This window comes from Streptomyces tailanensis (assembly GCF_008386495.1).
Taxonomy (GTDB): Bacteria; Actinomycetota; Actinomycetes; order Streptomycetales; family Streptomycetaceae; genus Streptomyces; species Streptomyces tailanensis.
Window position 1 is genome coordinate 1 of the sequence record NZ_VTHJ01000115.1, and the last position, 14,205, is coordinate 14,205.

At 70.7% G+C, this 14,205-nt stretch carries 11 protein-coding genes; 4 read left to right on the top strand and 7 right to left on the bottom strand.

The window, feature by feature from the left end; translation table 11 throughout:
- Positions 1–116: 116 nt before the first annotated feature.
- The 3 genes from F3T56_RS44100 to F3T56_RS44110 all read right to left on the bottom strand — a co-directional run bounded on the left by F3T56_RS44100 (position 117) and on the right by F3T56_RS44110 (position 3,201).
- Positions 117–695, bottom strand: a complete 579-nt coding sequence (locus tag F3T56_RS44100) for a hypothetical protein (protein ID WP_149831095.1) — start codon at positions 693–695, stop codon at positions 117–119.
- A 113-nt stretch (positions 696–808) separates the two neighbouring features.
- Entirely contained in the window at positions 809–1,669 is an 861-nt protein-coding gene (locus F3T56_RS44105) for a MurR/RpiR family transcriptional regulator (protein WP_149831096.1), read from the bottom strand.
- Complete coding sequence (locus tag F3T56_RS44110; protein ID WP_172639466.1) at positions 1,666–3,201, bottom strand: aromatic amino acid ammonia-lyase; 1,536 nt, start codon at positions 3,199–3,201, stop codon at positions 1,666–1,668. The genes F3T56_RS44105 and F3T56_RS44110 overlap by 4 nt, the downstream gene beginning before the upstream one ends.
- Before the next feature lie 295 nt (positions 3,202–3,496).
- Here F3T56_RS44110 and F3T56_RS44115 point away from each other — a divergent pair, with 295 nt between their 5' ends.
- From F3T56_RS44115 to F3T56_RS44125, 3 genes are all read left to right on the top strand, one after another.
- Positions 3,497–3,997 carry a hypothetical protein gene (locus F3T56_RS44115; protein WP_149831098.1) on the top strand — a complete coding sequence of 167 codons (501 nt, stop codon included), beginning with the start codon at positions 3,497–3,499 and terminating at the stop codon, positions 3,995–3,997.
- Positions 3,998–4,408: 411 nt separating this feature from the next.
- Positions 4,409–7,180: an alpha/beta hydrolase gene (locus F3T56_RS44120; RefSeq protein ID WP_425473747.1), complete on the top strand. Its 2,772-nt coding sequence runs from the start codon at positions 4,409–4,411 to the stop codon at positions 7,178–7,180.
- Positions 7,181–7,562: 382 nt separating this feature from the next.
- On the top strand, positions 7,563–9,011 hold the full coding sequence (locus F3T56_RS44125; protein WP_172639463.1) for a polysaccharide deacetylase family protein: 1,449 nt from the start codon (positions 7,563–7,565) through the stop codon (positions 9,009–9,011).
- Between the two features lie 153 nt (positions 9,012–9,164).
- On the opposite strand, the gene F3T56_RS44130 is transcribed toward F3T56_RS44125, so the two are convergent.
- A complete protein-coding gene (locus tag F3T56_RS44130; protein WP_149831101.1) occupies positions 9,165–10,595 on the bottom strand; it encodes a glycoside hydrolase family 43 protein in 1,431 nt (476 codons plus the stop codon).
- An 800-nt stretch (positions 10,596–11,395) separates the two neighbouring features.
- On the opposite strand from F3T56_RS44130, the gene F3T56_RS44135 reads away from it, so the two are divergent.
- Positions 11,396–12,217, top strand: a complete 822-nt coding sequence (locus F3T56_RS44135) for an IS5 family transposase (protein ID WP_149831102.1) — start codon at positions 11,396–11,398, stop codon at positions 12,215–12,217.
- On the opposite strand, the gene F3T56_RS46775 is transcribed toward F3T56_RS44135, so the two are convergent.
- From F3T56_RS46775 to F3T56_RS44145, 3 genes are all read right to left on the bottom strand, one after another.
- Positions 12,144–12,701 (bottom strand): hypothetical protein, encoded by a 558-nt coding sequence (locus tag F3T56_RS46775; RefSeq protein WP_246204769.1) that lies wholly within the window; start codon positions 12,699–12,701, stop codon positions 12,144–12,146. The two genes, F3T56_RS44135 and F3T56_RS46775, sit on opposite strands and share 74 nt — an antisense overlap.
- Positions 12,702–12,827: 126 nt before the next feature.
- The gene (locus tag F3T56_RS46780; RefSeq protein ID WP_172639465.1) at positions 12,828–12,977 is read right to left on the bottom strand and encodes a hypothetical protein; all 150 of its coding nucleotides are present in this window, start codon (positions 12,975–12,977) and stop codon (positions 12,828–12,830) included.
- Positions 12,978–13,193: 216 nt separating this feature from the next.
- Positions 13,194–13,874 (bottom strand): response regulator, encoded by a 681-nt coding sequence (locus F3T56_RS44145; RefSeq protein ID WP_149831103.1) that lies wholly within the window; start codon positions 13,872–13,874, stop codon positions 13,194–13,196.
- Positions 13,875–14,205 lie beyond the last annotated feature (331 nt).

Genomic DNA, 14,205 nt, shown 5'->3' on the forward strand with positions numbered 1-14,205 from the left:
CACGGCCCTGCGGGCCGAAAAGCATGGGGCGCAGCCCCTGCTTTTCAGGGGCGCGGGGAACTGCGCGACCAGCCACAACCCACCCGCACCCGCCACACAACCCAACCCACCCGAGCTCATCCGCGCCCGGTCCTCTTCCCACCCCCCGGCCCCGCATCCCCCGCCTCCACCCCAGTCACCCGGTACCCCGCCACCGCCTTACCCCCAGGCCGGCCACCCCGGCCCGACAGCCAATCAACGCGGACCCAGAACAGCTGCCCCGCGGCACGCTCATCGCGCCCAAGGCGACCCGCGCGGAGCCACAGGCCCGTGCCGGCGCCGGCCAGGAGCAGGCCGCCCGCCGCGGGGACCGCGAAGGAGGAACCCAGCGCGGCGGCGAACGCCAGCAGCAGCCACCAGCGGTGTCCGCGGCGCCAGTTGCGGAGGGTCACCGCGCGGTCCTGGAGGACGTCGTGCTTGCCGGCGCGCGCGGCGCCCCGCGCCAGCGCCCCGTACCGCCCACGCCGCACCACCGCGACCACCGCGGCCGCGACGAGGAACAGCACGGCCCCGCCGAGCACCCCGATCCGCCGCCCGGTCAGCCCGGACGGCACTACGCCGATCCCGGCCGCGATCACCCCGAGCCACCACAACGGCGCCGCCCCGGCCCGCACCACGACGGCCACCCGAGCCAGCCCCTGCCCTCCGCGTGCCACGCTCCCGCCTCCCGCAATCCCAAGGTCGTACGACAAGTCCGCCAGTCGCCGGGCACATTAACCAGCCAACGTGAAGCGCGCCTGAGAAACCGCCCAAGAGACCCGGCGGCGGTTCACTCCACGAACAACCCCCGCGCCGCCGCCTTCGCGTCGAACTCCTCCAGGCGCGCCTGCGCCTGAGGCAGGTCGTCGCACATCGCCTCCAGCAGCACCCGCCCGAGCAGCATCGGCGCACACGCGGTGTCGAAGGCGAGCCCGGTGCCGACGGCCGCGGGAAGGAGCAGGTCGGAGACCTTGGCGACGGGCGCGAACGCGGAGTCGGCGACCGTGACGACGGTCAGCCCGGCCTCCTTGGCGTACGCGAGGGCGTCCACGACCTCACGTGGATGCCGGGGCAGCGCGAAGCACAGCAGCGCGGTCGCCCCGGCCCGTACGGCCGCGTCGATACGGTCGTGGAGCATGCTCCCGCCCTCGTGCAGCGGCCGTACGTCCGGATGGACCTTCGCGGCGAAGTACGAGAAGCCGTATGCCTGGGACGCGGCGGCGCGCAGCCCGAGCACCGGCAGCGGCCGGGACGCGGCGAGCAGCCGCCCCGCCCGCGCCACCGGGGCCGGGTCGGCGAGCACCTCGGCCAGATGCCGCAGGTTCTCGATCTCGGCCTCGACGGCCTGCTGGTATTCGTTGTACGCGGCGGTGGACGTCACCGGTTCGGTCGGCGCGACCTCCCGCAGATGCCGGCGCAGCGCCGGGTAACCGTCGAAGCCGAGCGCCACCGCGAACCGGGTCACCGACGGCTGGCTGACCCCGGCCAGCTCCGCCAGCTCCACGCTCGACAGGAACGGCACGTCCGCTGCCCGCCGCACCATGCTGTGCGCGATACGCCGCTGAGTGGGCGTCAGCCGGTGCCCCTCGAAGAGTGCCTGAAGCCGCGCGGCGGGACTGTCCGTCACACCCACACTCCTGTCCGCGCTCACGACGCGCCCTCCCTCTGCTTGTCCGACGGAACGGGATGAACGCCCGTCCAGATCTCGGTGAACCGATCGAGCAGTGCGGCCGCCGCGCTCACGTCCCCCGTCAGCGGCCGGTCGGCCATGTCCGCGTCGAGCACGGCCTCCGCCACCTCCAGCGCCCGCCCGACGGGCAGCTCCGGATCCGGCCTGAGACCGCGCTGGCGCAGCGCCCGTACGGCGGCGACGAGTTCGCAGCCGACGACGAGGCGGTACGCGCCGCACGCCCGCAGTGTCTGACGTGCGGCGAGCGAGGCGAAGCTGGCCTGTTCCTCGACGCCCCGGGAGAGTACAGCGTGGCCGAGCGACGCGGGCGCGGAGAAGGCGCGCAGGTCACCGAGGGCGGCTCCGGCGACGTACTCCAGGATCATCACGCCCGACGAGGCGGGCTCGTGGTCGGCGAGGAAGGGCCGCAGCCGGGTGTACGCGGGCTCGTTGAGCGACGAGAGGCGGGACGTCGACAGGCGTGCCACCTGGGTCACCGCCAGCCTGAAGTGGTCCAGGGCGAAGGCGAGTTGGGCCTGGTAGAAGCCGCCGTGGTGGTACGCGGCCATGTCCTCGGGGCAGATCAGCGGGTTCTCCGCGGCCGCGTTGAGCTCCACCTCCAGCACCCGTTCCAGCGCGTCCGCCGCGTCCAGCGCGGGCCCGTGGATCTGGGGCAGGCAGCGGAAGCCGTACGGGTCCTGTATCCGCCCGAGCGGTGGGGTGGGGTGCTCGTCCGCGCCGATCAACGCCCGCATGCGCCCGGCCACTTCGCGCGGCCCCCGATGGGCGCGCGCGACGTGCACGGGCGCCGCGTACGCCTCGTGCGAGCCGTCCACGGCGAGCAGGGAGAGCGCGGCGACGACCTGGGTGGCGGCGGTCAGCCCGCGCAACTCGTGCAGGGCGAGCGCGGCCTGGCCGAGGGTGAGGGCGTTGCTGCTGATCAGCGCGAGGGCGTCGTTGTTGTCCAGCGGCTGGGGCTCGGGGGCGCCGGAGCCGACCCACGGATGCTCGCCGGCCAGCGCGAGCCCCATCTGGGCGAGCGCCGCGATGTCCCCCGTGCCGACCGAGCCGAACTCGTTCACGACGGGGTACGCCCCGCTCTCCAGCGCCTCGCACAGCGCGGTGACGACGGTCGGGCGGAGCCCGGCGCCACCGGCGAGCACCTGGTTGGCGCGGACGGCGAGCATCGCCCGTACCTGCCGGGCGGGCAGTTCCTCCCCGATGGCGCCCGCGTGGCTGCGCAGCACCCGTAGGCCGTGCTCGGCGGCGGCCTCGGTGGGCACGTCCTCGGTGCGGTTGGCGCCGACGCCGGTGGAGCGGCCGTAGACGCGTCCGGTGGCCGCGATACGGCGGGCCGCGTCCCATGCCTCCTCGACCCGCCGCATCGCCTCGCTGCCGGGGACGGGCCGGGCATGCCCGTCGGCGAGCCGTACGACGTCGGCGACGCCGAGCGCGTGCCCGTCGAGGACGACGAGTCCGGGCGCGGCGGCGACGGCGGCCGGCGCGCCCACCATCGGAGAGGACCTCACCCGCGGCCTCCTTCGCCCTCACGCAGACACAACATATTCAGACACCGAGAACTCTGCATGAGGTCATACAGGCCGGGCAAGGAGAGCCGACGGAAACAGGGGGTGGATGTGTGCTGCCACGCCGATTAGCGCTGGTCACGGCCCCGCGAGCGGGTGAGACATTCGGGTCGTGGGTGGATCGGGTGGCGCGAGTGAACCGGTGTCCACCGGCGGAGGTCGCCAGCCTGATGGGACTTCGCCTGCGGGGGTCTCTGGGGAGGTCCGGCCTCCCGTGTTCGGGGTGCGGTCCGATGAGGCGGTCCGGCAGACCGTCTACGCGGCGACGGGCGTTCCCGGCGGCCTGGCGGACGGGATGCACCTGTCCGTTTTCGAGGGCGGACCGTTGAGCGTGGCGGCGGTGCTCTCGCCGGGCAAGGCGCACCTGCCATCGGCGGGACGGGAGTGGGTGGAGGTAGGTGGTACTCCTGCCGATGTACTGCACGGCCCGCCCGGTCATAGCGGCCAGCAGCAGCGTGCGGGGCGCGGTGAGCTTCCGCTGTGCCCGCACGCCCCCGCGGTAGGGCTCGTCCAGCCGCTTGAAGCACAGCCTCTCCACCCCCGGCCGCCGTCCATGCCAGCCACTCCCCTGCTCAACGCCATCGGTCCCGCGGTCGACTCCACCACTTGGCAAGGGCGTTCCGCTCGGCGGCGGCGACAAGGGCCGCTGACCATGTCGGTCCGGTTCCTCCTGCGGGTCCGAACTGATGAGCCGCCGCCCACGTCGAAGGCGTACGGCTCGTGATGGAGCTCTCGGCGGAAGCGCGGTATGCGCCCCTCGTTTCTCCGATGCGTCGAACTGGGCGGTGCTCACGGCGACCCGGCTGGTGGTCTCGACCTCCGCTCCTCGATGGGCGGAGGTCCTGTTGCCGAGAGCCGCGGACGGCCGGGGACCGAGTTGTTCAGCTTGACCCCGGGGGTCGCTGAACAACGCATCCGACCTCGAGGATCGTCCCCTCGGTGACATTCGGTAAGGCCCGGTCCGCCGTGGACCCGGCAGTTCCCCGGTGCAAGCCGCAACCGACAGCCGCTCGTCCACTCGGCACCGGTGGCTGCCGAGCGCCCGGCGCAACGCTGTCCAGCTCCATCCGACATGGAATCCGACCGCACATCCGACGACAAGGAGTAACGAGACGTGATACGTATCCCGCGCGTGATGGCCGCCGTGACGGCGGCTTTCGCGATGGCGTTGGGATGGCCGGGCGCAGTGCAGGCCGCACCCGACCCGGAGCCCCAGAGGCCGTCCGCCGACGCCTCACCGCACCTTCCCGACGGCTGGAGGATCACCGGCTCGGGCGGGACGGAGAAGCTGGAGTGGCGCTCACCGGACCGGGTGCCGATGGGCGGTGCCCGGATCGAGTTCCGCAGTGGGGACCGGCTGCTGGGGCATCCTGCGGCCGCCGCGGACGGGCGCACCTTCCGGCTGCCGCTGGACGGGGTACGTCTCGGGCAGGCACGGGATCTGCGGGTCGAGGCCGCGGGACGGCGGCTGGACGCGGAGGGAACGAACGCCGGGCGCGGACGCGACCTCGAAGGCCCTTCGGCCCCGTCGCCTCTGACGGGAACCCTGCCGGTGAACCCTGTGAACAAGGTCGATCCCGGTGTCGCCGGCAAGTTCCGTACCGTGCGAGGCGAGTACTCCCTGCCCTCGGTGCGGCTGCCGGGGCTGGACGAGCGGGTGGAGATGAAGGCCGTGGTCGTGGCGCCGGCCGGTGCCACGGGCCGCCGGCCGTTGGTGCTGTTCCTGCACGGACGCCATGACACCTGCTTCGACACGGCAGGAACACGGACCTCGGATTGGCCGTGCGGCACCGGCCAGAAGCAGGTGCCGAGTTACCGCGGCCACCTGCACGACCAGAAACTGCTGGCTTCCCAGGGCTATGTGACGGTGTCGGTCTCGGCCAACGGCATCAACGCCCAGGACGCGATGAGGGCGGACGGCGGCGCGCCGTTCCGGTCGTCCCTGATACGGCTGCACCTGGGGCACTGGGCGGACTGGGCCGCCGACCCGGCCAAGGCACCGGCGGTCGTGCGCAAGGCGCCCCGAGCCGACCTGGGACGTGTGCTGCTGGTGGGGCACTCGCGAGGCGGTGAGGCCGTCAACCAGGCCACTCTGGACAGCCTGTACCCGCCGCCCGCCGCGCAGGACGGCTACCGGGGCCGCGTCCGCTGGACGATACGCGGCACCGTCCTGACAGCCCCCTCCGCCCTGGCACAGAACCCCGTCCCCGACGTGCCGTCCATGACGATCCTGCCGGGCTGCGACGGCGACATGCCCGATCTGCAGGGCGAGGCGTACGTCGACGGCACGCGTGGTGTCAGCCGCGGCACGGCCCTGCACAGCGCGGTCTACATGGTCGGCGCGAACCACAACTACTTCAACACCGAGTGGACTCCCGGCCAGGCCGCGGCCCCCGCCGAGGACGACTTCACCTACTCCGGCGACCAGCACGACCGGGTGTGCTCGGAGGGCACCAAGACCCGCCTGACCGCCAAGCAGCAGCAGAAGGCGGGATCTACCTACATCGCCACCGCGGCCCGGCTGTTCATCGCCCGGGACGACCGGGCCCGCCCGTTGATCGACGGCTCCGGCGTGCGCGCCGCCTCCGCCGGGTCCGCCCGGATCTACACCCACGCCGTCGGCGCCGGGCGCAGCGGAGCCTTCCTGCCGGACGCCTCCGCCACGGTCGGCGGCGGCAGACTGTGCGCCCAGCTGGACCCGGATCCGGCCGTCTCCTGCCTGCCCTCCCGCCTCCAGCAGGTCTCGCCGCACTTCGCCCTGTGGGAGACGGCGAAGGAACCCGGCCGCTACGCGCTGGCCATGCGCTGGACCAAGTCCGGCGCCACCACCCGGTTCAGCCCCGCTCACCCGGTCTCCCTGTCCGGCGCCAAGATGCTGACCCTGCGGGTGATCGTGCCGCCCAACACCACCGGCACCCGGCTGGACGTGTCACTCACCGACGCATCCGGCAAGCGCGCCACCCTCGGCCGCGTCCGCGTCGACGGCCTGCCCGGCACCGGCCGGACGTCCTCGTACTGGGCGCGCGAGGTCCGCGTACCGCTGTCCGCCGCGGCCAGGGCAGGCCTCGACCTGGCACGCGTCAAGACCCTCTACCTCACCCCCCGCACCTCGTCCGGAAAGGCGTGGCTGATGGACGCCTGGGGCTGGCGCCCCGGCACCCCCGCGGTCGAGCCGGCTCAGCTAGCCCGCGTGGATGTCGGCCGCATGACCGTCAAGGAGGGCGGCCCCGGCACGCGGACCTATCAGGTGCCGGTGACGGTCTCCGGCAAAGGCAGCGGCCAGATCCGGGTGTTCGTGGACGAGCCGGGACACAAGTACCCGGTCGTGCACACGGTGACGGTTCACCCGGGCGCCTCCGTCAACGTACGGATGACGGTGAAGGGCGACGACCGCTACGAGGACGAGGTCCACCGTCGGGTGTTCGTCAAGTCGATCCACGGCGCGGTGGTCGGCTCCCATCGCGGCAAGATCATCGTGAAGAACGACGACCCCGAGCCCACCATGCGGGTGACACCGGTCGCCGACCGCGTCACCGAGGGCAGGCAACTGGTCTGGCGGATCAGCCTGTCCGCGGTGGCCGACGAATCCATGTCCGGAGATCTGTGGATCCGGCCCATCCGCCGTGGCGCCGAGTTGTCCACCAAGGATGTCTCTCCCTCGTGGCTGAAGGAGAACTTCGAGGTCTCACCCGGTCCGCAGCGGGCGCTGTCGCGGCTGCCGGACGAACCTCGTCTGTCGTTCGACATTCCCGCGGGCAGCCGGAGCGTACTCGTGAAGGTGCCCACCATCGCCGACCGGGTGACCGAGCCGGTGGAGTCCCTTCTGCTGATGCTGAACACGGCCGCCGCCGACGACGAGGAGATCAAGGGGCCGAAGGTCACCGGCACGGTACGGGACGCGGCATGACGCGGCTGGGCGGCCCGTCGGCGTCGTACGGCTGACCCCGTTCGTCGTCGGCGTGCGGGCGAGTCGCCGCACCAACCGGTTCAGCCTCGTAACGGTTGAACCGGTTGGTGCGCGTGCCGGGTGATCGATCCCGTTCCGGGCCGCTGACGCAGGCTCACACCATCGCAGTGGGACCGGGTGGGCACACTCGCTCCAGCGAACGAAGAGAGAGAGATCACATGAGGTCGAGGAGGGATTGCAGGGAGACAGGGCGAGCACATAGCTTGGGCGGCCGCTGAACCGCTTTCACGCGGCAACTTCGCCTGTGGGAAGCCGCAACGCGGCCACAGCCGACATGCCTCGCCCCTCGCCGCCCCAGCACCTCACGCACCTAGGTTCCCGCATGCCCCGACGCATCCCCACCCGTGTGCTTCTCCTCCTCGGCGCGCTCGCCATGACGGCCGCCTGCGGTTCGTCACCGGCGGACTCCGCGCCCTCCTCGGACGGCCGGTCCCGGGCGGGAGGGAACGACACCGGCACCCAGGTCGACCTGACCCGGCTCAAGGGCGTCAACATCGTCAGCGAGAGCAGTGCCGATCGCTCCTGCCCCTGGGCCACCAGCTACCCGGACGTCCCCGGTGCCGACGCGATGACAGCCGCGATGAAGAAGGACGTGGAAATGCGCCTCGCGGGCTTCCTCGGCGAGGACCTCGGCGGCCCCGCGAACTGTGGTGGCGCGACCGAGTCGGAGGGGCCCGAGCTGAACGTCAGCTTCTCGTTCCTCGTGGCCTCCGGCGACGTGCTGGGCGTCCGGCTGGCGACGGTCGACCGTACGTCGAACGCGGACGGCCTGGGCACCAAGGTGTACTGGTACGACGGCGCCGCCAAGAAGCACCGGCCGTCCCCCGGGCTCATCGCGGACGACTCCCGGGATGCCTTCGTCGCGGCCCTGAAGAAGCGCCTGGAGAAGCGGGAGGGGGTCATCCCCGACACCATCACGGCGCTCGACGAGCAGGAGAGCCGCGACTCCTACCTGGACGACATGGCCTTCACCGCCGACGGCGATCTGAAGGTGGACTTCAACCGGGGCACCGTGGGCGTCCCCGCAGCCGGCCGCATATCCGTCACCCTCCCCGGCGCGACCGTCACCCCATGGCTGTCCGACTTCGGCAGCCGCGCCCAGCGCCAGACCACCGACCCGGACGACAAGCTCGACCTCGGTGCCACCCACACACCCGCCCCGACCGTCGCCGCGCAGCCGCACCCGGGCGAGGACACCACCGACTGCTCCAAGGTCAAGTGCATCGCCCTGACCTTCGACGACGGCCCCGCCGCCCCCGAGACGGGAACGCTGCTCAAGTACCTCGCCCAGTACAAGGCGCGCGCCACCTTCTTCGTCGTCGGCCAGAACGTCGCCGCCCACCCGGACATCGTCCGCGCCGAGATGAAGTCCGGCCACGAGATCGCCAACCACTCCTGGAACCACCCGGTCCTCACCAACCTCACCCCCGCCCAGGTCCGCTCCCAGCTGGAGCGCACCAACGCGGCGATCAAGACCGCCACGGGCCAGGAGCCAACGCTGTTCCGTCCGCCGTACGGTGCGATCGACGACAAGGTCAGGGCGGCCACCAGCCTGTCCCCCGCCCTGTGGGACGTGGACACCTTGGACTGGAAGTTCCACGACCCCGCCAAGGTCGCCCAGACCGCCATCTCCCAGGCCGAGCCGAACGACGTCGTCCTGGTCCACGACATCCACCCCACCTCGGTCGCCGCCATCCCCGAGGTCCTGCGCACCCTCACCGCCCGCGGCTACCACTTCGTGACGGTCAGCCACCTCCGCGCGACCCTCTGAGCCCCGGTGCCACCTGGTGTCTCCCTGGCCAGACCAGCAGGACACGTGCCGATGCCGGCGACCCACCGGTGCCCCAACGTGCAACTGCCCCCGCCGGAGGGCGGGGGCAGGTGGGAGGCGCGGTGAGGGCGCCGGTATCCCTGTCGGCGCGGGTCAGCTCGTCACCTTGAAGGTGGCGTCACCGCGCCCCGTCGTGGTGGTGATCCAGTCGAGCTTCAGTTCGTACGCGTAGTGCCGGATGTACCGGTCGGGGTAGTTGTACGACTGGAACGAGGACCATGTCGAGTCGGCGAGCCCGGCCACCTGACGGAAGGTGGCGTCGTTGGCGAAGGCGGTGGTGCCGTCGTTGTAGACCAGCTGGAAATCGAATCCGGAGTGCCGCAGGAAGTACCCGGGGTAGTTCACCGACTCGAAGGAGACGGTGTCGGATCCCGCCAGGCCGGGCCGCAGCCGGAACTGGGCGTCCGGGCCGGTGATGTTCTGGTCGATGCGCACGTCGAATCCGGTGTGCCGCACGTACCGGTCCTGGAAGTTGTACGACTGGAGCCGGTTGATCGCGGTGTTGGGCCAGCGTGCGAGCACGCGGCTCTCCTCGGCGGCCGTCAGGTTCAGGATCCAGCCGTGGCGCTTCTTCGTGCCGCCCATGTTGTAGCTTCCCGACGCCTGCTTCTGGTAGGCGGCGGGATTGGAGGGGTCGGTCGTCGTGACCGGCATGTACCCGCCTCCTGTGGCGTACTGGTCGAGGTAGAGACCCCACTGGTTGCGACCGTTGAACTTCATCCACATCGGGCCTTCGACCTGTGAGCCGGTGAGGCCGATGCCGGAGAGGTTGCCGAGGTTGGTCCACGTCCCGAGGATCGAGTTGCTGCCTTCGAGCGTGATCTGACCGTCGCCGGAGGCCCGCACGTAGCGGTAGTCGCCGACACCTGACGGCACCTCGATGATCTGGGTGTCGATGATTTCCTGGCTGCCGGGGCGCTCGATGTAGATCTGCGGGGTGGTGATGGAGCGGAAGTCGCTGGTGTGGGCGTAGTAGATGCGGTGCTTCGTCGCGCCGTCGAGGGGCTTGTTCGTCGCCCAGTACAGGACGTAGTCGTTGCTGGCCGGGTCCCAGATCGCCTCCGGCGCCCACGCGTTGCGCCCGTCGGGGATCGCGCCGGCGACGTTGAGCAGCCACGGCTGCGACCAGGTGACCAGGTCCGTCGACTCCCACACCACGAGATTGCGGCTGCCGTCGTTGATGGACTGGCTCCACGTCTGCCCGCAGCTGATGCACAGGTCGGTCGCGATGATCCAGTACTTGTCACCGCCCGGGGCGCGGACCAGGGCGGGGTCGCGCACCCCCTTCGTGCCGACCGTGGAGCGCAGGACCATGCCTCCACCGTTGAGGTCGGTCCAGTTCAGACCGTCCGTGCTGTGCGAGAGATACATCTGCTGGTTGGTCGCCCCCTCCCCGGTGAAGTGCACCATCAGGTAGCCCGGGTCGGCGGCGGCGGCCCGCTCGGGGATGATCAAGCCTTGGCATGTGAAGAGCAGGCAGGCGGCGGACAGTATCGCCACCAGCCGGGCGAGAAACGCGGACATGTGTATTCCCTGTCTTTCTGCGGGTGCTTCGATCAGGAGGGAGTGGGGTCGGGGGTTGTAGCCCGGTCGCGGTGCCCACGGGCCGGCACCGGCCGCCGCAGGACGCTGTGTTCGTGAGCATGCAACGCCCATGCCGGAGCGGTTCACCCGGACGCCGCCAGTTCCCGCCATGGCCCGAGATGGCGGTGATGGTCTCGCTGTTGGGCGATCGAGCGATAGAGAGGGCCGTCCACCGGAGTCGCTCGCACAGATCGGCGAGCGGGAAGTCGACTGCCCTTTTGTTCGGTATTGCGAATGCCGTCCGGAAATTCGGCCAGACGCTATAGGGGTCCGTGAGAAAGTGTCAAGAGAGCCGGGCGAAAGAGGGCTGGTTGCGTCGGCGGCCATCTCGGCTGTGCCGACGGGCAGCACGTTGGGCAGACCTTACGAGTTCGGGCCATCGACGATCGAGACTCCGCATATGGCCGTCTGGGCGGCAGTCCGCCATCGCAGCACAGGGTGAAAAGAGACCGCTGGTGGGCCCGGCTGCCCTGAGAAGCCGTATCTCTATCGATCGTGAGGACGGTTCTGATCGAACACGGTTCTTGGCCGGGTGATCTCGGCCGGGTGGAGGCATGAGTACAGGGCCCCTTGGTAGCTCGGGTTTGCGACCACTCGAGTGCCAGGAGGCCCTGTTGTTCCAGTCTTGCCTGCCGGTCCCCGTCTCGTCCAACTCCCGTGTGTCGTCGTGCGATTGCCTCGCGCACAGGTTCGGGAACGCGGCCGACCGCCCGGAGAGGGTGCCGGTGTATCCGTCGGACATGACGGACGCGGAGTGGGCAGTGGTGCGGGACGCGATGCCGGTGCCGGCCTGGCTGGAGGGCCGGGGCGGGCAGCCGGAGGGCTATTGCCACCGCGTGATGCTGGATGCGATCCGGTACGTCACCGACAACGGCATCAAGTGGCGCTCCATGCCCTCCGACTTCCCTGCCTGGGACCGGGTGTATGCCTTCTTCCGCAGGTGGCGGGAACACGGCCTGGTCAAGGAGTTCCACGACCGGCTGCGCGGCCGGGCCCGCGAGGCCGAGGGCCGGGATCAGGAGCCGACCGCGGCGGTCATCGACTCGCAGTCGGTCAAGGGCGCCGCCTCGGTGCCCGCCGCCACGCGCGGCTATGACGGCGGCAAGAAGATCAACGGAAGGCGCCGGCACGTCATCACGGACTGCCTCGGCCTCATCCTGATGGTGCTGGTGTGTGCCGCCGACGTCACCGACCGCCAGGCCGCCCGCGTCATGCTGCCCCGCCTGCGGGCACGCTTCCACAAGATCACGCTGGTGTGGGCCGACGGCGGCTACACCGGCCGGCTGGTCACCTGGGCGAAGGAGAAACTCCAGCTCACGCTGCAGATCGTCAAACGCAGCGATGACATGAAGGGGTTCGTGGTCCTGCCGAGAAGGTGGGTAGTAGAGCGCACGCTGGGGTGGCTGATGCGCTCGCGCCGCCTGGTGCGGGACTTCGAGACGCTACCCGCCAGCAGCGAGGCGTTCATCTACTTCTCGCAGGCCATGCTCATGAGCCGTCGCCTCGCCCGCCCGGCTTCCCGGCGGCGCCATGAACAGTCACGGTGGGCTGCCGCGGCGTGAACCGTCCGGCCGGCGACACGGCCAGCCAGCCCCTTTCGGCCAGGCGCCTCGCCTTGGACCGCACCCCCTCGATCTTCGCCGGCACCAACTCCAGCCCCAGCCCGGACGCGATCTCCTTGGCCGACACCCCCTCGCCGCCTTGCGGACCGGACTCCACCAACTCCACGATCCGCCGGTAATCCGGCGCGAGCGACTCCACCGTCATCCCCTCCCCGAAGTGCGGCACGACCGACCCCGTGACCGGGACCTTCACCGCTTTGGCCGCTGTCACCGGCTCCGGCGCCTCCTGCACGGCCGCTTCGGCCGCATCACCCGGGGCGGCCAGGGCCTCGGCCAGCTCCACCCGGGCGATCGCCCGGCGTTCCAAGACCGCCTCGGCCACGGCGAGTTCGGACAGGATCCGGTCCGCCTCCGCCTCAAGCTCCTCCACCCGCACTCGGGCAGCGGCTTCCCGCTCCTCCAGCAAACCCATCACCGACGCCACCGGCCACCTCCGCATCGTCGAGGACGAACTGATCGCCCGAACGCTCCCACGACGACACCGGAACCATGCCTGAACAGCGGAAACTCAGTGATCACATCCGGTAAGACAACGGCTTCTGAGGGAGGGTCAGGCGATGGTCGGCTTGACGGCGTTCAGCGGTTGTGGACCTCGGCTGGTCGGCGGCGCGAGTAGTTTCCGCTGCTTCTCACGGTCGAGGGCGTGGACATTGGCGCGGTACAGCCGGCCGATGGGGTCGACGTCGTCGGTCTGGTGCATGCGCGCTCCGTGGAACCGGTCCTGGCTGGTCAGGGAGCGGCGATGCTAGAGCACAGGGACGGGCCAGGACGTCATACCCAGGTGCCAACTCCGCTGTCACACCTGGGTATGAGGTGGCCGGGTCGATGGCCCGAGGCGTCCCGGTGCCCGCGTCAGTGGCTTGGGCTGTGACGGGGTGTGGGCGAGCTGCCCGTGGTCGGCCGCGCCGGGCGCGGGTCAGGCGGACATGCCCGGGGTGATCAGCCCCGACTCGTAGGCCATGACGACGAGTTGGGCCCGGTCGCGGGCACCGAGCTTGGCGAACATCCGGGTCATGTGGGTCTTGACGGTCTGCTCGGCCACCACCAGCGTCGCGGCGATCTCCGCGTTCGACAGGCCCCGCGCGACCAGCAGCAGAACCTCCTTCTCCCGCGGCGTGAGACCGTTCAGCCGCACGCGTGTCCTGTGGCTGACGGCAGGGCGACGCCGGGAGACGTCCTCGATGAGCCGACGGGTCACGGACGGGGCGAGCAGCGCGTCCCCGGCCGCGATCACCCGGACCGCGTGGATCAGTTCGGCGACCGGCGCGTCCTTGAGCAGGAAGCCACTGACCCCGGCCTGCAGGGCCTCATAGACATAGTCGTCGAGGTCGAAGGTGGTCAGCATGAGCACCTTGGGCCGGTGCACCACACCGGACGGCGGATCGAGCAGCCGCCGCGCCGCCTCCAGCCCGTCCATCTCCGGCATCCGTACGTCCATCAGCACCACGTCGGGATGCGTGCTGCGACTGACCTCGACACCGAGCCGGCCGTTGGCAGCCTCCCCCACGACATCGATGTCGCTCTGCATCGACAGCACGGCGGCGAACCCCGACCGCACCATGTCCTGGTCGTCCACGACGACCACCCGGATAGTCATGCCCATCTCTCCTGTCCCGGTCACCTGACGAACCCGTACAGCCCGGTCACCTGACGAACCCGTACAGCCTGGCCACATGGCGGCTCAGGCATCGCCGCGGCGACATCGCCGTACTCCTGCGATCAAGCGGAGACCGGGCCCCACTCTCTCCTCTCGCCAGGGACCCCCGCCTCAGCCGAACGGCCATGAGTTACCAGCCCGGACAGGTGGAACTTCGGCCGAACGGCGGATGCGGTTGCGGGAGCGCCTCGGAGCGGACACGCAGGGGGTTGTGAACAGGTGGTCATTGACGGTCTTTGAGCGTGTTCTGGTGCGCATGAGTGAGCCTTCG